Below are 22,036 nucleotides of genomic sequence, written 5' to 3' on the forward strand. Positions count from 1 at the left end.
TCCTCCTAAGGTTTTAATAAATTATTGACCGGCTTCGCGGTCTTTATGGTAAATCCTCAACAATCCCCTAATAATTGTTAAAGATTCATCAACTAGACTCATTGTACTAAAACAAGAACAAAAATTCAAGTACTAAATGTATTTTTATGGAACATGCTTAAAAATCGGTTTTCTTTCCTTAAATTCTGTATAATATTCGAATCCGCAGTCCTTTAAGATCTTTCCCGCCTTCTGAAAATCATATGCAATATGTTCCGGACAGTGTCCGTCGGCTCCGATCGTAATAATCTCACCGCCCAGTTCCTTATACCGTTTTATTATGTCTGGATGTGGATGTGCGAAATTGAGCCCATACTTAAATCCTGCCATGTTCATCTCGATCCCTTTTCCCATATCGATTATTTTCCTCAAAATGTCATCAATATAAGACGCAAATCTTCTATAAGAATATTCCTGCGCCCCATGTGTCCCATACCGCACCACATAATCCAAATGTCCAAGCACATCAAAATCCTCCACAGACTCAAGGTCTTTTAATGTAGCTGCAAATGTCTCTGCATAGGCCTCTTCATCCGACTTATCCTGAAACATTTCTTTATAATAAGGATCTTTTCCGTTTACTACATGGACAGAACCGATCACAAAATCAAACGGATACCGGTTTACCAGTTCTTTATAGTACTGGCCTAAATGCGGCTGAAGGCCCAGCTCGATTCCAATACGAATTTCTATCCTGCCGGCATATTCCTTTTGAAGCTTTGTAAGTATGCGAAAATATTCCTCTAAGTCAAACTCAAATTTTTGCCCCTGCATTTCTCTATGTTCTGGATAATCCCTGTCATTATGGTCAGTGATGCAGATTGTTTTCAGTCCCTTTTCCATAGCTCCTTCCACCATTTTACGGGCAGGTACATCGCAATCCCCTGAAAATGCCGTATGCATATGAAAATCACTTCGTATCATAGTATGGTTCCTCCCCCTAAAACATATTCATCCTGATAGAAAACAACTGCCTGTCCGGGTGTTACAGCGCGCTGTGGTTCCTCAAAGGTACAGACTACTTCATCTTCACTTGTCTTTTCTATTGTACACCATGCGCCTTTATGATTATATCTGATTTTTGCAAAAACCCGCACCGGCTCTTCGATATCCTCCACAGCCATAAAATTCAGCTGATTTGCGCGCAGCGTGCTCGTCAATGACTGTGCATGTGTTCCAATCACCACTTCGTTCGTCTCCGGACGAATTTCCAGCACAAATACCGGATAGCCCAGCGAAAGTCCAAGCCCTTTTCTCTGTCCTACTGTATAGTGTGTAATTCCTTTATGCTTCCCTAAAATTTTTCCTTCTAAAGTCACAAAATTTCCTTCTGGTATTGGAAATTCTGTATTTTCTTCTATATAAGAAGCGTAGTCTCCGTCAGGTACAAAGCAAATGTCCTGGCTGTCCGGCTTATCTGCCGTCTTAAGATGTATCTTGGCGGCAATTTCACGCACTTTTTCTTTGCTGTAACGTCCTATCGGCATCAAAGTCCTTTTTAACTGTTCCTGTGTCAGATTATACAGTGCATAGGTCTGATCCTTTTTTAAATTTTCTGAGCGCTTCAATACATATCTTCCGTTTTTCAGTTGTTCTATCTGCGCATAGTGTCCGGTCGCTATATAATCTGCCCCGATCGCAAGGCTTCTTTCCAGAAGAGATTCCCATTTTACATATCGGTTGCAGGCAATACAGGGGTTCGGAGTTTTTCCCTGTAAATAAGAATTCACAAAGTAATCTATTACATTTTTTTTAAACACATCTTTAAAATTCATAACATAATATGGAATATCCAGCGCCGCTGCCACACGTCTTGCATCGTCCACCGCACTTAATCCGCAGCAGCCCGCATTCTCTTCCATGACTGTCTGCTCTTCGTCCTGCCAGATTTGCATAGTAACCCCGATCACATCATACCCCTGCTCTTTTAAAAGATAAGCGGCGACAGAAGAATCTACGCCTCCCGACATTCCCACTACTACTTTACTCATTAGTATTCTTCTTCCTCTTCTTCCTCGCCCTCATGGATATCTGACTTTGGCTTTTCCAAACCTTCTATTTCAATCCCATGTTTCTGTGCATAATCCCAAAGGGCTGCATGAATTGCCTCCTCTGCCAGGAGAGAGCAGTGCACCTTTACCGGCGGAAGTCCGTCGAGCGCTTCCATCACCGCCTTATTTGTCACCTGCAACGCTTCATAAATTGTTTTTCCTTTTACCAGTTCCGTCGCCATGCTGCTTGTAGCAACTGCTGCTCCGCATCCAAACGTCTTAAATTTTACATCTCTGATAATCTGGTTGTCATCTACATCCAGATAAATTCTCATAATATCCCCGCATTTTGCATTTCCTACCGTACCGACTCCACTTGCATTCTCGATTTCTCCTACATTTCTCGGATTCTGAAAATGATCCATTACTTTTTCTGTATACATACTAATCAACCTCCTGATTCTCTCTATTATTCTCTCTTTTATTTGTTTGCCTGTTTCCTCACAAAATCCTCATATAGAGGGGACATACTGCGAAGATGCTCTACTATCTTTTTCAATTCTTCCACCACATAATCAATATCGTCCTTCGTCGTATCTGCTCCCAGCGTCATGCGTAAGGATCCATGTGCGATTTCATGTGGAAGCCCGATCGCCAGAAGTACATGAGAAGGATCCAGAGAACCGGAAGTACATGCAGAGCCGCTGGACGCGCAGATCCCTTTCATATCCAGCATAATCAAAAGAGATTCTCCCTCGATAAACCGGAAGCTGAAATTCACATTGTTAGGGAGTCTTTTTGTTCTGTCTCCATTGAGTCTGCAATAAGGAATCTCTTTTTCAATTCTTTCAATCATATAATCTCTTAAAGCTCTTTCCGCCCCAGTTCTCTCCTCCATAGAATCCGCTGCCAGCTGGGCCGCTTTTCCCAGTCCTATAATACCCGGCACATTTTCTGTCCCTGCGCGGCGTTTTCTCTCCTGTGCGCCTCCATGAATAAACGAACGGATTTTTACGCCTTTTCGGATATATAAAAACCCAATTCCCTTCGGGCCGTTGATCTTATGTCCACTGGCGCTAAGCATATCAATATGACATGCATCCACGTCAATTAAAATCTGTCCGAATGCCTGCACCGCATCTGTATGGAATAAAATTCCATGCTCATGCGCTATCTGTCCAATCTCTTTTATCGGCTGGATACTCCCAATTTCATTGTTGGCAAACATGATAGAAATCAAAATAGTATCTGGACGGATTGCCTTTTTCAGCGCCTCTAAATCTACAATCCCATTCTCATCCACGTCTAAGTAGGTTACTTCGAAGCCATGCTGTTTTTCCAGATACTCACATGTATGCAAAATCGCATGATGCTCAATCTTGCTTGTTATAATGTGTTTTCCTTTTGCCCCGTATGCTTCCGCCGCCGCTTTTAACGCCCAGTTGTCACTTTCTGTTCCGCCTGCTGTAAAATAAATTTCATTTTCCTTTGCTCCCAATATAGAAGCAATTCTTTCCCTTTGTTCTGCAATTCTTTCTTTGTTTTGGGACGCAAAGCCATATACACTGGACGGATTTCCAAAATGCTCTGTAAAATATGGCAGCATCGTCTCCATTACCTCCGGTGCAATTTTCGTTGTCGCTGCATTATCTAAATAAATGAATTTTCCCATCTCGTTTCCTCCTCTTTTATGGTGTTCTTCTCTTCTTTCTGCTATTCTTAATTCCGGCATTCTGCTTTTGCTCTTCTGCCTGCAGTGTATTGTTTCTTCCTGCTTTCATTTACAAGCTGCTCCAGTTTTATTTCATCTACTGTCTGATTGATGCTTTCATTTATTCGTTTCCAGACATATTTTGTCACACAGATGTCGGAGGCGCTGCAGCTGTTTCCCGGCTCTAATCCTGCGCACTCGACAGGTTCTAAACTCCCTTCTAACGCCCTTAGGACATCCCCCACTGAAATTTCCCGCATAGGTTTAGCCAGAATATACCCCCCTCCGGCTCCACGTACACTTTTGACAATTTCTGCTTTTTTCAGTTTTGCCATCAGCTGTTCCAGATAACGTTCTGAAATATCCTGACGACCGGAAATGCTTGTTATGGAAATCGGCCCTTCTTCGCTGTATTGGGCAAGATCAATCAGTGCTCTTAGTCCATATCTTCCTTTTGTCGATAATTTCAAATCTTCACCTTCTTAATTTCATCCGATGAACATCGGCAGTTTTATATTTTATTTCCTATTATTTTACTAGGATTTCCCTTCTGTAGAATATCATCTGCTTCAAGTTCTGTCAAGCCGCAACTGTGAATATGTTTTAAAAAGTATATATTTTAGGAGAATCCTATGGCCAAAAAGCACGCTTTCATTCGTGGGACACTGGTTTTGACCTTTACTGGCCTTATCACCCGTTTTATGGGCTTTTTCTACCGTATATTTTTAAGTCATGCCTTCGGTGAAGAAAATGTAGGACTCTATCAGTTAATCTTTCCCGTTTATACACTGTTCATCTCCTTGTCCTCTGCAGGAATACAGACAGCCATCTCACGTACTGTAGCCAGGAAAATGTCTCTTGGAAAACCCGGTGAAGCCAAAAATGTCCTTTTGTCAGGTCTGATTTTTTCCTGTTCTCTTGCCTTTGCCGGCCTATTATTTATCCAGGCAAACGCTGCATATATTGCAGAAGAATTTTTAGGAGATTCTAGGTGCTTAGGTTTACTGACAGCAGTCTCCTACGCACTTCCCTGCTGCGCTGTACATAGCTGTATATGCGGCTACTGTTATGGTTTAAAGCAGACCAAAATTCCTGCTCTTTCCCTATTAATAGAACAGACTGTCCGCATCACCTCTGTTGCGCTTCTATATTTTTACCTTAAGCAAGACGGCTCACAGCCCTCTGTCGTGATTGCAGTATTTGGTCTCGTCTCAGGAGAATTCGCATCTGCTTTATACTCTGCAAAATCTTTATGGGGACACCATTTTCGTCTCCCGCATTTTATGCCTGCCAAAGTCGCCGGCAATACAAAAGAGCTGCTCTTCCTCTCTCTGCCCTTGACTGCAAACCGGTTGTCTGTCACTCTTTTGCAGAGTATCGAAGCCGCTGCAATCCCAAACTGCCTGAAGCTGTACAGCCACAGCACTTCTGAAGCTTTAAGCATTTACGGAGTCCTCACTGGAATGGCTCTTCCTTGTATTCTTTTCCCTTCAGCGATTACCAGCTCCGTATCGATTATGCTAATGCCTGCTGTCGCCGAAATTCAGGCTTCCGGACAACAAACAAAGCTAAAACATCTTGTTAAAAAAGCGGCAGGCTCCTGTTTTATTCTTGGTCTTGCCTGCTGCCTTTTCTTTTTGATTTTTGGTCCCTTTATCGGCTCTGTCATTTTTCACAGCGCCACCGCCGGCAAATTTATCGTCACCTTAGCTTGGATTTGTCCGTTCCTCTATGTAAACGGAGCATTTTTAAGTGTTATCAACGGATTAGGCAAAACAGCCTTTACCCTCGCCATCAATCTTCTGGGACTTGGCATACGTATATTAAGCGTATTTTTCATAGTGCCCGGTTTCGGTATACAAGGCTACCTGTGGGGACTCCTCGCAAGCCAGTTCTTAGTCACACTATGCGCTCTCCTCATACTAAAATTCAATTATAAAGTTAATTGACGAAATGGTTCGCGCAAGAGGGCGTATATTGCAACGTTCGTCAGGACTTCGCCGAAATTCCTCACTTTTGCAACACACGCCCTCCCTCGCTTACACTTTCGCCAGCTTAAGTTTATATTTCCAGGCGGAACATAACCGGTTTCACGCTGCTACAGACTCCCAGTCAGAAGTTTTTCCTTCGTCTATAGGAAGGTGGCGCCCTAACTGAAATTCATAAAAAAGAGAACGACTTCACGTTGTTATAGCCCTTCAATTAGAAGTATCTATACTACTTCCGATTGGAAATGCATAGCAGCGTGAAGTCGATTTTTTCCGTTACAAATTATAAACTTAAGCTGGCGAAAGTGTGAGTGTGAAAGAGATGCTTTGCGTGAGTGAGGAATTTCGGCGAAACCCTGACGAACGATGCAAAGCATCTCTTTCACACGTTCTTTTTGCCAATTTTCTATACTGCTTTCCACTTTTTTACTGGTTCTTTATAGTATATAATCCCTTCTTTTATTATCTTCGGCACTCCATCTGTAATCTCTACAATTGTCACTGCACAGTTTGGCGGCACTTCATATTTCCAAAAATCGGCTGTCTTCGTATTATTTCTAATATGGTTTAACAGAGAAGTCATAGCCGCCCCATGGGTGGAAACCAATACATTCTTTCCTTCTAAGTCTTTTCGGGCACACATTTCTTTTAGAAAATCTTCTGTTCTTTTATTTACCTGTTCAATTGTCTCTCCATGCCTGGCTGGTATAAAATTAGCTGTGTCACCGAAAAACTTCTGAAATTCTTCGCTTTTTTCATCTTTATTTTGCCCTGCACAGCATAGTCCTTCATACTCCCCAAAACCCATCTCTTTCACTCTTTCCTCTTCATATAATGGAATCTTTCTTTCGCCTAGTATAATCTGTGCGGTCTGCCGCGCTCTTTTTAGCGGGCTTGTATATGCTACATCAAACCTTGTGTCCTTTAGTCCTTCTGCGGTCTCTTTTGCCAAATGTATTCCATATTCATTCAAAGGAATATCTGAATGTCCCTGTACTCTCCGCTTTTTATTCCAGTCCGTCTCTCCATGCCGGACAATATACAGTCTTGTCATCTCTCTTCCTCCGTTCTCTCCTGCCAATTCACATACTACTATATTTATCATCTTTTTATTGCCGGTAACAGACAGCCTTCTGACCATCTGTTACTATTGACGCTCTCTTAGTATAAACTTTTCTTTTCAATTTTGCAAAAAAGATTTATACTAATATCATCGACAATCGAAAGGAGTCTCCTATGGAAAAAATAGCAAGCTTTACAGTCAACCACCTAAAATTAGTTCCTGGTATCTATGTCTCACGCAAGGATTTCTTTTGCGGAACATGCGTCACTACCTTCGATATCCGCATGACTTCTCCTAATGACGAGCCTGTAATGAACACGGCTGAAGTACATACAATCGAGCACCTCGGAGCTACTTTTTTAAGAAATCATCCAGACTTCAAAGATAAGGTACTATATTTTGGTCCCATGGGCTGTCGGACGGGCTTCTACCTTTTGCTCTTCGGCGACTACGCCTCTCTTGATATTCTCCATCTCCTTAAAGGAATGTTTACTTTTATTGCAGAATATCAGGGAGAAATTCCAGGTGCTTCTGCCAAGGACTGCGGAAATTACTTAGATATGAACCTTCCTATGGCAAAATACCAGGCAAAACGCTATCTAAAAGAAGTTCTTTTAGATATTCAGGACTGCCAGCTTTACTATCCTGAATGAAAACAGCGCCAGTGTACAAGTATTTCTTTGTACACCGGCGCTGTTTTTCCCTTTTATTTATCTTTTCTTTCTCAAAATATTTGTCCGAATATACCGATATGTCTTCTCCTCTCCGTCTTTTGCCAGCATACGGAGAAGTTTTTCTAACAAAGCCTGTGTATCCGGATGCATGAGATATTCTCCTTTTCCTTTGAGGTAATACTCCAAAGGGGAACGATCCGTATATTCTTCTCCTTTATACACCTTACAGGCAGCTATCCGATCCAAAAACATCTCCACTACATATTTGACCGGCATTTTCATGCCGATCATCCCTTTCTCTCCATCAAGGCCATAGTCAATCCAGTATTCATAATGATGCTTATTTCTTCCTTTGTGATGCAGCCACGCCGAGGAGTATCCGACCGCCTCGCGCTCTGCGTTATTCGGACTGCGCGATCCTTGATAATACTTACATCCTATCTTAAATTCTGTCCAGCTGTACTTCGATAAATCATGGAGCAAGCCTTGACGATATAACCCCACCTGGAAACATTCTTTCATAACCAATATCTTGTGTCTTGTAATTGTACAAAAATGTTGTAATGCTTTCATATTCTCATGCCGCCCTGCTCTTCTATCTTCCAACCAGAAATACGATACTTCTTTCTTTTGCTTCTATTGTCCTCTGGTTCTCTAAACCTTCTTCTTTTTCTGTCTCCTGCTGTGTCCCAAACACCTTATACCACTTCTTTCCTCCATTGAGGGCCGGCAAGGCAAATGTATGCTTAACCCAGTGCATATTATATGCGATAAAGCATATATCCTTTTTGGCCTCATCATAGTACAGAACCCCCAGCTGCCGGCTGGAAACCTCATTTTGTATCTGCCAGGCATTTTCTCCATGATAGGATACATCTGGTATTCCACACGCTGTCATGTCCATCCCGCGTATTTCTTCCTTCTTATGCAGTACTGCATGCATTTTTCGCAGCGCTATCAGTTGCTTTACATATAAAAATAATGTGTTGTCTGTCTTAAGCTTTCCCCAATTCAGCCATGCCAGCTCATTGTCCTGGCAATAGACATTATTGTTTCCCTCCTGGGAATTGTAAAATTCATCTCCTGCCAACAGACATGGAGTCCCCTGCGCTGTAAGCAGTAAAAGGAACGCATTTCGCACCTGATTTTTGCGAAGCCGTACTACGCTTTTCTTTCTGCTGGGCCCCTCAACGCCGCAGTTCCAGCTATAATTATAATCCGGCCCGTCTTGATTTTTTTCTCCATTTGCCTCATTGTGCTTTCCATCATAAGAGACAAGATCCCATAAGGTAAACCCGTTGTGGGAAGTAATATAATTACACTTTCCATCCTCGCCCGAATTGTGCTTTAACGCCCAGATAACGGAATCAATCATTCCCTCATCGCCTTTTAAAAACCGACGCATTACATTTTGGAAGCCGTCATCCTTACACATAATCTTTCCATCCTTCAGAAGCGGATCTTTATGCAGCATCTCCCAGGAAACATGATATGGATTCACAACAAAACCGTCTATATGGTATTCCATCATATAATATCTCAGACACTCCAATGCTGTCTGAGGCAGAATTTCAGAATCAAAGGGCATCTCCAGAACTACCTCTATCCCTGCACTGTGGCACGCCTTTACCATATCCTTTAATTCTCTTCTTGCATCTTTACCAGCCGCATAAGAGATTTTTGGCGCAAAGAAATACCCTGCCCCATATCCCCAGTAATTTGTATATCCCTTTACAGATTCTTCAAATTCATAAACCGGCATACACTGTATCTGATTGATCCCAAGCTCTTTCAAATACGGGATTTTCTCTATCACTCCAAGAAAAGTTCCTTTGTGACGTACACCAGAAGAACTATGCTTTGTAAATCCCTTTACATGAATACTATAGGCAATGATTTCATGGTAAGGAAGATGCAGTCTTTTGTCCCCTTCCCAGTCGTACTGCCCCTCTGCAATTTTTCCCCGCCTCTGCAAGGTATGTTCTTCTTTTTCTTCCAGATATTCTCTATAATAAACCAGTTCTTTCGCAAAAGGGTCTGTCCATATCTGCGCTTCTGTCTTATAATTATACTCATACTTCCCAAGCGCCGTTCCTTCTATAGACAGAAAGCGGAGCTCTCCGATTCCTTCTTCTTCCGGCATCTCAAATGTATATGCCGGATTTTCTTCTCCTGTTCTATATAGCATAAGAATACACTCTTTCCCTGCCGGTACTGTGACGGAAAAATTTACTTTGCCTTCTTCTACCGTTGCCCCCAGTGGAAGCGGATGCCCTTTTGTCTTCTTCACCATTTCATACTAGTCCTTTCTTACTGCCAGCCATCAGTTCCATACATCTCTACATTTTCCCTGCTGATAAAAAATGTCTCCACATGTACTTCTCTTTCATAATCTTCTCCGCTTAAAATCGCCTTCGCTGTCTCCACCGCTGTTTTTCCAATACTGATCGGAGACTGTGCTCCGGTTCCCCTCATTGTATTTGTTCCTTCCGCCAATAACTGCTTTACCTCTGGAGAGCCATCCACACCATAAATCAAAATGTCTGCGCGCTTTGCAGCCTGCACTGCCTGGTATACCTCCATTGCCATCTCATCATTTCCGCACATAACAGCATCAATTTGGGGATACTGATTCAGCACTTCTGCCATTACATCTGCAACCTCTTGCTCACCGCTATTAATTCTTGTCAGTACTTCAAATCCCCCCTTTGCGATGGCCTCCTCAAATCCGGTAATCCGGTCATTTACAGAATTTACCGACGGGCATTCCACAATCACAATTCTTCCTCCGTCCGGCTTCGCGGCTATTAAATCCTCCCCACATACATAACCGGCATTTTTATTGTCAGAGCCAATATATGCATCAATCAAATCTGTTTCTTTTACTTCTGTATCTAAATTAATGACAGGAATATCCGCTTCCTTGAGCGCTTCTAATGCCGGTGTAATCTCTTCCCAGTCCGCGGGACATAAAAAGACGGCGTCTACCCCCTCCTCAATCATCTCTTGAATCTGGGTAATCTGCACCTGTACGTCCCCTTCTGGATTCTTGACAATCAAGTGTGCCCCCTGCTCTTCTAAAGATGTCTGAATTGCCGTTTTTAACGTATCGTAAAACGGATTGGTCAGATTAATACAACTGTATCCTAAAACATATTCTTCTTGTTCTTCGGGTTCTTCCTCTTCTTGTGTCTCCACCACTGCATTGTCTTCAGGAGTACCGACATTTTTTTTGCAGCCGCCTGTAAAAACAGCCGCTATTGTCAACATCAGCAGTAGTTTTGCAGCCTTTCTTTTCATCCTGTCATTTCCTTTCTTTTTTCTATTCCTGTAAAGAGACAAAAATACCTGTGCTGCCTTTTATGCACAGGCACCTGTAGATACTATGTATTGAATAGATCTTTTTATGTCTATTTTTATGCCTCACTCTTACATTCTACCTTATTTCAGAGGATTGTCAACCGATCGCCGTCTATGTTTTTCTTGCTTTTTTATATTCGATCTGATAGAGTTTTAATAGCAGTGGTTCCCTTATTCTAATGAGGAATCCAATACAATAAAGGAGAAAAACAATGAACGAAAATGAAGCGCTCACTGTCACCTTGACACTGGACAATGACGAAGAATTGGAATGTGCGGTACTTACTATATTTGAAACCGACGGGCAGGAATATATTGCCTTGCTGCCTCTAAATGAAAACGGAGACAATGAAGACGGCCAAGTCTATCTGTATCGTTTCTTTGAAGGTACCTCTGAAGAGCCAGAGCTTGAAAACATCGAAGATGACGATGAATTCGAGCGTGCCTCCGAAGCCTTTGATGAATGGCTGGATACACAGGAATACGAAGAGCTTGATTTAGACGCTCTTGAGTAAATCATTTACAAAACGGGAGGGAGCTGTCTCTTTCCCGTTTCTTTGTTTTACATAGCAGATCTGCAGCACTTCCTTTGCCCGCGTCATTGCCACATAAAACAGCCGTCTTTCCTCTTCTGTCTCTTCCTCACTTTTTGCTTTTTTATACGGAATTTGGCCTTCATTTGCCCCTATGATAAATACCGTATCAAATTCCAATCCCTTTGCGGCATGAATAGTCATCAAATGTATCCCTTTTTGTTCTTCTTTCTTTTTCTGTTCCTTTCTGCGCAAAGCCTCTGTATACTCCTCCACATGCCGGAACCATTCTTCAAGTGTAGAAAACGGTCTTGCCGCCTCTTCTATCTCGGAAAGAATTTCAAACAAATCGGCAGCCTGTATCTGTTTTATCTTTGCATAGTCTCTTAAAAAATCGTCGTATCCGATTTTTTTGCGCATATACTGGATTGCCGCATAAGGCGCCATTTTAGAAAGCATTTTTAAATCCCACTCCAACTGGTCAATTCTATCCTGCATCCATTCCTTGTCGAAATAGAACTTCCGAAGCTCCTCAAAAGAAACCTCCCCTTGCGTAAGACTTTCCCTGGAAAGATAGCGCTTCGGACGGTTCATAATCTGTAGAAATTCTGCGCGCAGTCTGCTTCCCTGGGCCATATGAAAATAGGCCTGTATATCCTTTCCGATAAAATGGCTGTATAGGTTTGGAAGATACTCTCGCATCTGAAATGCAATTTTATGTTCCAGAAAACATTCTGCCAAAGGCCTGGCATCAGTATGTACCCGAAACAAAACAGCTATCTGCTCTGCTAAAACTCCTTTTTCTATCCGCCTTTCTATCTCTCTTACTATGTATTTGCTTTCCTCCACCGGATCTTTTACTTCCTGTATATGTACGGTTGTCCCCTTTTCCTTTGCCGCGTGCAGCTTCTTTTTAAAACGGACTGTATTTTTTTCGATGACTTTCAGGGAATTGTTCACAATATTGGCAGTCGAACGGTAATTTGTATTTAAAAATATTTGCTCTGCCTTAGGGAAATCCTTTAGAAATTCAAACATAATTTTCGAGTCTGCCCCGCGGAATCCATAGATTGCCTGATCATCATCCCCTACCACAAACAGATTATTTTCCGGCAGAGCCAGCATTTTTATGACATCATACTGAATACGGTTTATATCTTGAAATTCGTCGATCAGAATATACCGAAACTTCTTCTGCCACTGTTTTAAAATATCCGGATGGGTTAAAAATAAATTGCGGCAGAGCAATAGCATATCGTCGAAATCAATTTTTTTTAACTTTTTCTTCTGTCTTTCATATGCTTTGTAAATTTCATAAAAAGCATCGCTGTCACACTTTTTCGAATGAAATTCCTCTATAGCAATCCCATTGTTCTTTATTACACCTATTTCGGAGACAAGCCCTTCGAGAAAATCTTCTTCATCGAACACTTCCATTTTTTGCTGGGCGACGGCTGCTCTTAGAATCTGGTATTTTTCTTCCTCTGAAAGAATATTGCCAGAGCCTATCCGATACGCCCATTTTAATATTCCATAATAGATTCCGTGAAACGTCCCCGCCGTAACTGGAGCTGCACTTTTCCCTGCCTGTTCACACAGACGGCTTTTCATCTCAGATGCCGCATAGCGGGTAAAAGTAACGACCAGAATTTCTTCTGGTCTTACCTTATACTCCTCAATCAGGAATCTTATTCTATTTACAATCGTCCTTGTTTTTCCAGATCCTGGCCCTGCAAGTACAAGGCAGGGTCCATTCTTTATCCTTGCTGCTTTTTCCTGTGCCTGATTCAATCTTTATTTGTTTCTCCTTTATGCTTTTAGTTTTTCGATTCCCGCGCGGATCCTTTTGAGTGACTCGTCTTTTCCAAGTACTTCCATAATCTCTGTCGCTCCGCCCGGCGTATTTTGTCTGCCTGATACGGCAGTCCGAAGCGGCCACATTACATAACCGATTTTATATCCATGTTCTGTGGCATATGCTTTGAGCACCTCAAACAGAGCGTCATTGCTGTAATCCTCCTGCTCCTTAAGCACCGGTAAAATTTCCTGCAAAAACGCAAGTGAATTTTCCGGATTCGTTTTCATTTTCTTATGCGTATATAATGCCACATCATAGTCCGGCACGCTCTCAAAGAAATCGATCTGTTCTTTTATATCGGGGAAGGTTTCGATTCTCGTCTTAACAAGAGCCGCTATTTTTTTCAAATCATAGTCTGCTGTTATGACTTCCTTGATATAAGGCTCTGCCATCTCATAAAAACGTTCAAATGACATCGCCTTTAAGTATTCTCCGTTCATCCATTTTAATTTTACCGTATCAAATACGGCCGGAGACTTGCTCATATGGCGATAGTCAAACGCTTCCACCAGCTCTTTTAGAGAAAAGATTTCCCGATTGTCAGTCGGACACCAGCCAAGCAGGGCCACATAGTTGACAACCGCTTCTGATACATATCCCTGTTCTATCAAGTCTTCATAAGAAGCGTGGCCGCAGCGTTTGCTTAATTTTTTATGATTTTCATCTGTAATCAGGGGACAGTGTACGTATACCGGTACCTCCCATCCAAACGCCTCATACAGGCGGTTATATTTCGGCGCAGACGACAGATATTCATTTCCTCTTACAACATGGGTGATTTCCATCAGATGATCATCTACCACATTCGCAAAATTATAAGTTGGAAATCCGTCTGATTTAATCAGTATCATATCATCAAGTTCTTGATTTGGAACTGTAATATCTCCATATATCTCATCATGGAAGGTTGTCGTTCCCTCATTCGGTACATTGAGCCGAATTACCCAGGGTTTGCCTGCTTTTAAATTTGCCTGTACTTCCTCCGCACTTAATCCCAGACAATGCTTGTCATATACGACAATATCTGTTCCGTCCTCTGAAACAGAGGTTTTTAAAGATTCCAGCCGTTCTTTATCGCAGAAGCAATAATATGCGTCTCCCTGTTCTACCAGTTGTTTTGCATATTTCAGATAGATTCCCTGCGCGCACCGTTCACTCTGTACATAGGGACCATATCCAGCATCCTTATCCGGCCCTTCATCATGGTGAAGCCCTGTCTTTTCCATTGTGCGGTAAATAATGTCGAGCGCCTCATCTACAAACCGTTCCTGATCCGTATCCTCCACTCTTAAAATAAAATCCCCGCCCTCGTGCTTTGCAATCAGATATGCGTACAATGCGGTACGCAAATTTCCGACATGCATTCTTCCTGTAGGACTTGGCGCAAATCTTGTTCTTACTTTTCTATCCATCGTTCTTTCTCCACCTTCTGTTTTATTTTACTATAAACTGGTATTTTATCAGCTATGCTGTATCTTTTCAGCTTTTTTCATATTCTTTTACCAGATTTTCCAGAAATACATCACATCTGGAATGTATACATATATCTGCCTGTGTATCTGAAAAATGTTCCGATGCCTTTACGACAATGAACTGATTTCCTTCATAATACTGTCTCAGCATCTGACACATCGGCGCATGGACGGGGGCACCCAATACAAGTATCACATCTGCCCGTTCCATTTCCATTGCTGCTTTTGTTATCACGGAATTGTCCACCGCTTCCCCGAACAAACATATCTTAGGCCGTATCGGAGCCAGACACACTTCACAGAGTGGAACTCCTTTTGTATTCCTGATATATTCCATGGAATATCTTTTTCCACATTTGGGGCATACATTCGTATAGATCGTTCCATGTAGGTTTATTACATTTAGGCAACCTGCCCTGTCTTCAAGTCCGAAAATCCGTTTCGTAATGATTGTCTGTATCAGTCCGTGATCCTGCAGCCTTTTCAGGCTTACATACCCTGCTCCCGGAGTTTTTTGCGCCGCCTTTAATATCTCTTCCTTATAAAACTGAAAAAAGAGTTCTTTACGTGTTGCATAAAATACACTGCTTAAAATCTCCTCCGGACAATACCCATACTTTTTCTCCACATCATAGGAAGCAAAACCATCTCTCAATGCTGGGTATCCGTTCTCAATCATCATTTCTACGCCTGTCAATACTACTGTATACTTGCTGTTTTTCAGAACCTGAAGTATATTCTTTTCCCCCATATAGTACCCTCCACTGTTCTTGACTGAAAAAACACCACCCTGCTTCTTCTAAGCAGCCAAGGACACGAGAAGCCCCGTTCCTCATTCATATTATAGAACATGTAAAAGGATAGTTCAACAAACAAAAAAACCGATTTTTATGTAACAGTTCAGCCATACAGTGTGCGGGAAGCATAAAACATGCCTGCATGTTTTTGCGAGCGTACATCTGTATGAGCTTAAGCGCCCGTCAATGAGTAAAACGGTGGCGGCAGCCACGATAAGCACGTAGTGCGGTTTTACGAATGGCGCGGGCTGAACTGTTACATTTTTATATCTTTTTTTCTCTTTTCCCCACTATTTTAAACAACGTGTCCATGATGAAAATCGCCAGAGCAATCACCCCTGCGATCTCTAATGTCTGGAGCAAGTAATATCCACTTTTTTCACTGTCATTCTGAATCAAATAATATGCAGTCCTGTACATTCCAGCTCCAGGAACCGTAGGAAGAATCCCTGCAATTAAAAATACGGTAACTGGCTCTTTAAATATACGTGCAAACAAATGTGCCAAAAACGCGATAGCTAATACAGACAAAAAGGAAGAAAATACGACGCCCAGTTCATTTTTTGTTCCCAGCAGATACACAAAGCCGCCTACCGCGCCAACTACCCCTGCATGAATCAAATAGGATTTCGGAGTTTCCAGCAATATCGCAAATGCCGTAACCGAGAAAAAGCATCCCGCCACACCAATGATCAGACTCATCACCGTACACCTCCTGCTATAATCACTCCTGCAATCCACATGCCAGCTCCAGCACCGATGGCGATCCCTGCGGCTGTCAGAAATGCTTCTAGCACTCTTGCATTTCCAGACATGTAGTCTCCCTGTAAAATATCTCGGACAGCATTTGTGATTGCCACCCCCGGCACAAGCGGCATAATTGCACTGATAATTACAATGTCCAAATCCACACCCGATATTTTGGCACCTAAGAGAAACACTGCCGCTGCGACCATGAAGGACGATACTGTATCTAATATAAATCCATTTACATTCCACCGTTTGCCCACAGTGATAATCAGCGCCAGCAAAGCTCCCATCGCCGCAGACAGAAGTATCTCCGGCATCTGTCCCCCAAACAGGGGCGCAAATCCCGCCGGAATAATCAGTGTCGCCAGATTATAAATACCTGTTTTATACTGCTTCTTCTGAATACCGCCAAGTCGTTCATACGCCTCTTTCAACGGCATTTCCCCCGCACAGTATTTTCGTGAAATATCATTCACCTGCATAATCCGGTTCAAATTTGTACCAGAATTTTTTACCCGCCGCATCATTGTAACCGGTTCTATATCAGGATTATCAATTGTAGCCAGAATCCCCGTTCTAAACACAAGCGCCTCTGCCGTCTTTGTATGAGCTGTCTTGAGTATATGATTCATGGTATCTTCTACCCGATATGTCTCTGCTCCGCTTAACAGCATCAGTTCCCCCGCCAGGACCGCTGTACGGATAACAAGCTTATAATCCATTGGCACACCCCCTTAGATGAAATTAGAATGCACTTTCCACCGTCACATCATAACACAGAAACGCATTTTGGTAAATCTCCTCTGTTCCTTCCGGCACTGTTATTGTAATTCCCGTTCCGTTTCCTTCTCCAAATATGGAGGCTCCAATTTCTACTATTCCACATAATCTCATGTCGATTTTGGTAAGAGAGGTATGAAAGAAGGAATAATCTTCAAATCTCGTTACTGTCTCCGGAACAATATATGTTTCTATTCTTCCACTCGGAAATGCAACAATACAGCTCAAATCAGATGTGACTAAAACTCCATCCAGACTTGCATAGCTTTCATTTCCAGGTGCTGTCTCTATCCATTCCAGCTCATTTAATCCGATAAATGCGCCAGCCTCAATATTCGTGATATTTTCCGGAATATACATTTCTATTGCTCCCGCAGAAATATCGGCAAACGCACCTTTTCTGATTCCATTTACATTTTCTTGTGGAAGGCTGAGAAGATAACCGTCGTAAAGAATCTCCGTTCCTGGTTCGATTCCATAGATCATGCCAGCTTCATCTACCAGAAATCCATTCACTGAAACAACAGTTCCAGCACCGTTTTCGCCATCTGGATTTTCCAATGGAACATCGGTTTCCGGAGTAATGGGAATTTCAGGAACTATGCTCTCTTCATCTTTTTCAACTGGTACCTCCGTCACAATATCTGTTGTCACAGTTTCTTCATTTACTGGAATAGCTTCCGGCATATATGTAGCTTCAGCCGGCAAAGCAGGAGAATCTACTGCTATATCTGAATAACGATCCGCCTTTATCATTCCAGAAGCTGTACTGACTGCGGACTCCATCATCCCATACAAATCTGTAAACAGAACTTTCTCTTCTGTTATCTCTGCCTCTTTGTCTGCTTTTGCTCTGACATCTCCTTCATAGATTCCTTTCGTAAAATTTTCTGTAAACTCATGTGCCGCTAAAGAGAGAATACTCAAAAATACTGCCGTAAGAATTCCTCCCAGCAGCCGGACATACATTTCTCTTAAATTCAATCTGCTGTAAAACTTTTCACAATGTTCCATACACTTCACCTATACCTTTCCTATTCACTAAAACACCTATTAAAAATTAGCATAAGAAAAAGGAATGCCGCAATCATTTGCAACATTCCTTTGCACAAAATTCATCTCTTCTAAATCTCTGGTCTGCTTTGGAATTATATATGAATTTCTGCCTTCATTCCAAGTGCCTCTTCATTTTTCTTAAGCAGAGGGGAAATTACATTCTTTAGATACGCTTCCACCTGCTCTTTTGCCCGCCCTATATATTTGGATGGCTCCATTGTCTTTTTCAGTTCTTCCAGAGTCATATTAAACGCCGGATCCTCTGCAATCAATTCGAGTAAATTGTTCTCCTCTCCCTTTTCTTTTACATTTCTGCCGGCTTCCATGGAAAGTTCACGGATTCTTTCATGCAATTCCTGTCTGTCGCCTCCTGCTTTCACCGCATCCATCATAATATTTTCTGTCGCCATAAACGGCAGCTCCGACATAAGACGTTTTTCAATTACCTTCGGATATACAACAAGTCCATCCACTACATTCATACATAAATCTAAAATCCCATCCACCGCAAGAAAGCCTTCCGGTATACTTAACCGTTTATTCGCGGAATCATCCAGCGTTCTCTCAAACCACTGCGTTGCAGATGTAATAGCAGGATTCAACGCATCAATCATAACATAGCGCGACAAAGATGCAATTCTTTCACTGCGCATAGGATTTCTCTTATAAGCCATCGCTGAAGAACCAATCTGCGTTTTTTCAAATGGTTCCTCAATTTCCTTTAAATGCTGCAGCAGACGGATGTCATTTGAAAACTTATGGGCGCTGGCTGCAATCCCCGCCAGCACGTTTAATACTCTTGTATCCACTTTTCGGGAATAGGTCTGTCCAGATACCGGATAGCATGCCTTAAATCCCATTTTTTCTGCGATCATTGGATCGATCTTGTCTATTGTCTCTTGATCTCCGTCAAAAAGCTCCAAAAAACTTGCCTGGGTACCTGTAGTACCTTTCGAACCCAGCATTTTCAAGCTGCTAAGTACATAATCCAGATCTTCTAGATCCATTTCAAACTCCTGCAGCCAAAGTGTTGCCCTCTTTCCCACCGTTGTAGGCTGTGCAGGCTGAAAGTGCGTAAAGGCAAGCGTCGGCTGGCTCTTCTGAGCATCCGCAAATTTTGCCAGTTCCGCAATTACATTCAATAATTTTTTTCTCACCAGCTTTAATGCCTCAGACATAATAATGATGTCTGTGTTATCGCCTACGTAGCAGGAGGTCGCTCCGAGGTGGATAATCCCCTTTGCCTTAGGACACTGTACACCATAGGCATATACATGTGACATCACGTCGTGACGCACAACCCTTTCCCGTTCTTTCGCCACGTCATAGTTAATGTCCTCGGCATGCTCTTTCAATTCTTCTATCTGTTCTTCTGTAATATTTAATCCCAGCTCTTTCTCTGTTTCCGCCAGAGCTATCCACAGTCTTCTCCATGTCTTAAACTTCTTATCCGGAGAGAAAATATATTGCATCTCTCTGCTGGCGTAACGCTCTGACAGAGGACTTGCATAACGTTCATTACTCATATTTGTCTCCTTTTCTTAACTAAAAACCTGCCCGCCGCTTTTTCAAAGCAGCATATGCACACTGCCTTATTTAATACCAATCCGTTTAAATACTTCCTGATATGCGTCTTCTACATTTCCCATATCTCTGCGGAAACGGTCTTTATCCAGCTTTTCATGCGTCTCTTTGTCCCACAGGCGGCAGGTATCCGGTGAAATTTCATCCGCCAGTATAATCTCCCCGTGGTATCTTCCAAATTCAATCTTAAAATCAATCAGTTCAATTCCTGCTTCATCAAAAAATTTCTTCATCACTTCATTTACTTTAAATGTATATTTCGTGATTTTATCAATCTCTTCACGCGTAGCAGCGCCGATGGCAATCGCAAAGTAATCGTTGATCATCGGATCGCCGAGATCATCGTCTTTATAGCTGAATTCCAGGGTCGGTGCCAACAATTTTCTTCCTTCTTCAATGCCAAGCTTCTTAGAAAAGCTTCCTGCGGCTACATTTCTTACAATTACCTCTAACGGTACAATCTCTACTTTTTTCACCGCTGTTTCCCGATCACTTAATTCCTCTACATAATGAGTCGGAACGCCCTCCTTTTCCAATATCTGGAAAATATAATTTGTCATCCGGTTATTAATAACTCCCTTTCCTACAATCGTTCCTTTTTTCTCCCCATTAAATGCCGTCGCGTCATCTTTATAGTCTACGATTACAATATCCGGATCTTCTGTGGCAAATACTTTCTTTGCTTTTCCTTCATAAAGCTGTTCTAATTTTTTCATATGTTTACACCTGTCCCTTTCTTTTTTCTAAAATACAAGGTTCAATGCAGGCAGGACAGCCTGACCACTTCCATTCCTGCTGCATTTCTGATTATAATATAAGGCGGAGGGAAAATCAATATTCCCGCCGCCTTATCCGCGTATCTCTCATTATTTATTTTCTCGCAATTTAATAAGCTTTACTTATATATAACCATCTATTTATTATCTTTCTGATGTCAATTTTCCAAGAAATTCTCTGATTCTTTCATTCTTCGATCCAAATACATCCTCCGGCGTCCCTTCTTCCGCAATGACGCCTTTGTCCATAAAAATAATATGATCTGCCACCTTTCTGGCAAAACTCATCTCATGTGTGACAATCACCATTGTCATATGCTCCGCTGCCAGATCTTTAATTACTTTTAAGATTTCACCTGTCAGCTCCGGATCCAGCGCAGAGGTTGGCTCATCAAAAAACAAAATATTCGGATGCATCATCAATGCCCGCGCAATCGAAACTCTTTGCTGCTGTCCTCCCGAAAGCTGATATGGATACGCATTCTCCTTGTCCTCCAACCCCATTTTTTTCAAAAGCCGTCTTGCCTCTTCAAATACTTCCTCTTTTCCACGTCTTTGTACTTTCAGCGGAGCATCTGTAATATTCTTCATCACAGAAAAATGGGGAAACAAATTAAAATTTTGGAAGACCAGACCAAAATAGGACTGTATTTCCTTTCTTTCTTCTTTCTTTGGGAATACGGGTTTTCCGCCTTCTACCCATGCCGCCCTCCTGCCAAGATACTGTATCTCTCCGTCATCTATCGTTTCAAGCATCGTCGCACAGCGCAAAAGCGTCGACTTCCCAGACCCCGAAGGGCCGATAATTGCGAGAATCTCTCCTTTTTCCACAGAAAGAGAAATATCCTTTATTACTTGTACGCCGTTGAACGCTTTCTTTATATGATTCATTTCCAGAAGTTTCATATCATCTGCCTCCTATCGATAGTAATCCAGACGTTTCTCGAACAGTTCCATCACTCCGGCAACTGCATAGTTAAATATATAGTAGAATACACCGGCGATAAAAAATGGAAGCACAGTCGTCTGCGCTGCCGCAATCTGCTTTGCCACAGCAAACATTTCGACATAGGACAAGGAATATACAAGAGAGGTATCTTTTACCAGCGTAATCACCTCATTTGTTACAGACGGCAAAACAATTTTCACCACCTGCGGCAAAACAATCTTGAAAAATGTCTGCTGTCTGGAATAACCCAAAAGTGCGGCTGCCTCATACTGTCCTTTGGGTATAGATTCGATACCAGAACGGTAGATTTCTGCAAAGTATGCCGCATAATTCAAGGAGCATCCAATTAAAATAGCCGTCAGCTTATATCCTCCGATATTCATGCCCCACAGATAGAATGGAGCGAAATACCAAACCAGCAGTTGAAGCATAAGAGGCGTTCCTCTCATAATGGATATGTAAATCTTCACCAGCCAGCTGATTGGCTTTATCCTGCATACTCTTCCAAAGTATACAACCATTCCCAAGGGAAGTGAAAATACCAAAGTCAGGAAAAAAATCAGACACGTCTGTCCAAATCCTTCCAATAATTGTCTTAACATTACCTCAAAACTCATGTAACATCCTCCCAGACACAAGTATGCCCCTCGGAAGC

22 protein-coding genes are annotated in these 22,036 nt (G+C 42.1%); 3 read left to right on the forward strand and 19 right to left on the reverse strand.

Annotated elements, in window-relative coordinates:
* Positions 1 to 144: 144 nt before the first annotated feature.
* Genes ACZ5C4_RS10535 through ACZ5C4_RS10555 form a run of 5 tightly spaced genes read right to left on the reverse strand, consistent with a single transcriptional unit; the run spans position 145 to position 4,211 of the window.
* Positions 145 to 963 carry a histidinol-phosphatase HisJ family protein gene (locus tag ACZ5C4_RS10535; protein ID WP_464520950.1) on the reverse strand — a complete coding sequence of 273 codons (819 nt, stop codon included), beginning with the start codon at positions 961 to 963 and terminating at the stop codon, positions 145 to 147.
* Positions 960 to 2,030 carry a tRNA 2-thiouridine(34) synthase MnmA gene (gene mnmA / locus ACZ5C4_RS10540; RefSeq protein ID WP_464520951.1) on the reverse strand — a complete coding sequence of 357 codons (1,071 nt, stop codon included), beginning with the start codon at positions 2,028 to 2,030 and terminating at the stop codon, positions 960 to 962. The genes ACZ5C4_RS10535 and mnmA overlap by 4 nt, the downstream gene beginning before the upstream one ends.
* Positions 2,030 to 2,473 (reverse strand): Fe-S cluster assembly scaffold protein NifU, encoded by a 444-nt coding sequence (gene nifU, locus ACZ5C4_RS10545; RefSeq protein WP_186874295.1) that lies wholly within the window; start codon positions 2,471 to 2,473, stop codon positions 2,030 to 2,032. Before nifU ends, mnmA begins: the two co-directional genes overlap by 1 nt.
* A gap of 38 nt (positions 2,474 to 2,511) precedes the next feature.
* A complete protein-coding gene (gene nifS / locus ACZ5C4_RS10550; RefSeq protein ID WP_464520952.1) occupies positions 2,512 to 3,702 on the reverse strand; it encodes a cysteine desulfurase NifS in 1,191 nt (396 codons plus the stop codon).
* Between the two features lie 47 nt (positions 3,703 to 3,749).
* Positions 3,750 to 4,211, reverse strand: a complete 462-nt coding sequence (locus ACZ5C4_RS10555; RefSeq protein WP_464520953.1) for an RrF2 family transcriptional regulator — start codon at positions 4,209 to 4,211, stop codon at positions 3,750 to 3,752.
* Between the two features lie 162 nt (positions 4,212 to 4,373).
* Here ACZ5C4_RS10555 and ACZ5C4_RS10560 point away from each other — a divergent pair, with 162 nt between their 5' ends.
* On the forward strand, positions 4,374 to 5,690 hold the full coding sequence (locus ACZ5C4_RS10560) for an oligosaccharide flippase family protein (RefSeq protein ID WP_464520954.1): 1,317 nt from the start codon (positions 4,374 to 4,376) through the stop codon (positions 5,688 to 5,690).
* Positions 5,691 to 6,135: 445 nt separating this feature from the next.
* Here ACZ5C4_RS10560 and ACZ5C4_RS10565 read toward each other — a convergent pair whose 3' ends face one another.
* Entirely contained in the window at positions 6,136 to 6,834 is a 699-nt protein-coding gene (locus ACZ5C4_RS10565) for a histidine phosphatase family protein (RefSeq protein WP_464520955.1), read from the reverse strand.
* Between the two features lie 131 nt (positions 6,835 to 6,965).
* On the opposite strand from ACZ5C4_RS10565, the gene ACZ5C4_RS10570 reads away from it, so the two are divergent.
* A complete protein-coding gene (locus tag ACZ5C4_RS10570) occupies positions 6,966 to 7,445 on the forward strand; it encodes an S-ribosylhomocysteine lyase (RefSeq protein WP_464520956.1) in 480 nt (159 codons plus the stop codon).
* Between the two features lie 57 nt (positions 7,446 to 7,502).
* On the opposite strand, the gene ACZ5C4_RS10575 is transcribed toward ACZ5C4_RS10570, so the two are convergent.
* The 3 genes from ACZ5C4_RS10575 to ACZ5C4_RS10585 are packed head-to-tail and all read right to left on the reverse strand — an operon-like array spanning position 7,503 to position 10,766.
* Positions 7,503 to 8,039, reverse strand: a complete 537-nt coding sequence (locus ACZ5C4_RS10575; RefSeq protein ID WP_464520957.1) for a DUF5662 family protein — start codon at positions 8,037 to 8,039, stop codon at positions 7,503 to 7,505.
* Between the two features lie 22 nt (positions 8,040 to 8,061).
* Complete coding sequence (locus ACZ5C4_RS10580; RefSeq protein WP_464522334.1) at positions 8,062 to 9,756, reverse strand: alpha-amylase family glycosyl hydrolase; 1,695 nt, start codon at positions 9,754 to 9,756, stop codon at positions 8,062 to 8,064.
* Between the two features lie 20 nt (positions 9,757 to 9,776).
* On the reverse strand, positions 9,777 to 10,766 hold the full coding sequence (locus ACZ5C4_RS10585) for a substrate-binding domain-containing protein (RefSeq protein ID WP_464520958.1): 990 nt from the start codon (positions 10,764 to 10,766) through the stop codon (positions 9,777 to 9,779).
* Positions 10,767 to 11,038: 272 nt separating this feature from the next.
* On the opposite strand from ACZ5C4_RS10585, the gene ACZ5C4_RS10590 reads away from it, so the two are divergent.
* Positions 11,039 to 11,341 carry a DUF1292 domain-containing protein gene (locus ACZ5C4_RS10590; RefSeq protein ID WP_464520959.1) on the forward strand — a complete coding sequence of 101 codons (303 nt, stop codon included), beginning with the start codon at positions 11,039 to 11,041 and terminating at the stop codon, positions 11,339 to 11,341.
* Here the strand turns inward: ACZ5C4_RS10590 and ACZ5C4_RS10595 are convergent.
* From ACZ5C4_RS10595 to ACZ5C4_RS10640, 10 genes are all read right to left on the reverse strand, one after another.
* Positions 11,324 to 13,150 (reverse strand): ATP-dependent helicase, encoded by a 1,827-nt coding sequence (locus tag ACZ5C4_RS10595; RefSeq protein ID WP_464520960.1) that lies wholly within the window; start codon positions 13,148 to 13,150, stop codon positions 11,324 to 11,326. The two genes, ACZ5C4_RS10590 and ACZ5C4_RS10595, sit on opposite strands and share 18 nt — an antisense overlap.
* A gap of 18 nt (positions 13,151 to 13,168) precedes the next feature.
* The gene (gene gltX, locus ACZ5C4_RS10600; protein ID WP_464520961.1) at positions 13,169 to 14,629 is read right to left on the reverse strand and encodes a glutamate--tRNA ligase; all 1,461 of its coding nucleotides are present in this window, start codon (positions 14,627 to 14,629) and stop codon (positions 13,169 to 13,171) included.
* A gap of 67 nt (positions 14,630 to 14,696) precedes the next feature.
* Positions 14,697 to 15,440 carry an SIR2 family NAD-dependent protein deacylase gene (locus ACZ5C4_RS10605; RefSeq protein ID WP_464520962.1) on the reverse strand — a complete coding sequence of 248 codons (744 nt, stop codon included), beginning with the start codon at positions 15,438 to 15,440 and terminating at the stop codon, positions 14,697 to 14,699.
* Between the two features lie 310 nt (positions 15,441 to 15,750).
* Positions 15,751 to 16,188 (reverse strand): threonine/serine exporter family protein, encoded by a 438-nt coding sequence (locus ACZ5C4_RS10610; RefSeq protein ID WP_464520963.1) that lies wholly within the window; start codon positions 16,186 to 16,188, stop codon positions 15,751 to 15,753.
* Positions 16,188 to 16,958, reverse strand: coding sequence for a threonine/serine exporter family protein (locus ACZ5C4_RS10615; RefSeq protein ID WP_186874283.1), 771 nt, complete (start codon positions 16,956 to 16,958; stop codon positions 16,188 to 16,190). Before ACZ5C4_RS10615 ends, ACZ5C4_RS10610 begins: the two co-directional genes overlap by 1 nt.
* A gap of 22 nt (positions 16,959 to 16,980) precedes the next feature.
* Positions 16,981 to 18,030 (reverse strand): leucine-rich repeat protein, encoded by a 1,050-nt coding sequence (locus tag ACZ5C4_RS10620; RefSeq protein ID WP_464520964.1) that lies wholly within the window; start codon positions 18,028 to 18,030, stop codon positions 16,981 to 16,983.
* Positions 18,031 to 18,164: 134 nt separating this feature from the next.
* Positions 18,165 to 19,598, reverse strand: coding sequence for an adenylosuccinate lyase (gene purB, locus ACZ5C4_RS10625; RefSeq protein WP_464520965.1), 1,434 nt, complete (start codon positions 19,596 to 19,598; stop codon positions 18,165 to 18,167).
* A 66-nt stretch (positions 19,599 to 19,664) separates the two neighbouring features.
* Complete coding sequence (gene purC / locus ACZ5C4_RS10630) at positions 19,665 to 20,372, reverse strand: phosphoribosylaminoimidazolesuccinocarboxamide synthase (protein ID WP_186874280.1); 708 nt, start codon at positions 20,370 to 20,372, stop codon at positions 19,665 to 19,667.
* 204 nt (positions 20,373 to 20,576) lie between these two features.
* The gene (locus tag ACZ5C4_RS10635; RefSeq protein ID WP_186874279.1) at positions 20,577 to 21,338 is read right to left on the reverse strand and encodes an amino acid ABC transporter ATP-binding protein; all 762 of its coding nucleotides are present in this window, start codon (positions 21,336 to 21,338) and stop codon (positions 20,577 to 20,579) included.
* 12 nt (positions 21,339 to 21,350) lie between these two features.
* Positions 21,351 to 21,998, reverse strand: coding sequence for an amino acid ABC transporter permease (locus ACZ5C4_RS10640; protein ID WP_186874278.1), 648 nt, complete (start codon positions 21,996 to 21,998; stop codon positions 21,351 to 21,353).
* Positions 21,999 to 22,036 lie beyond the last annotated feature (38 nt).

The organism is Mediterraneibacter flintii (assembly GCF_055387595.1).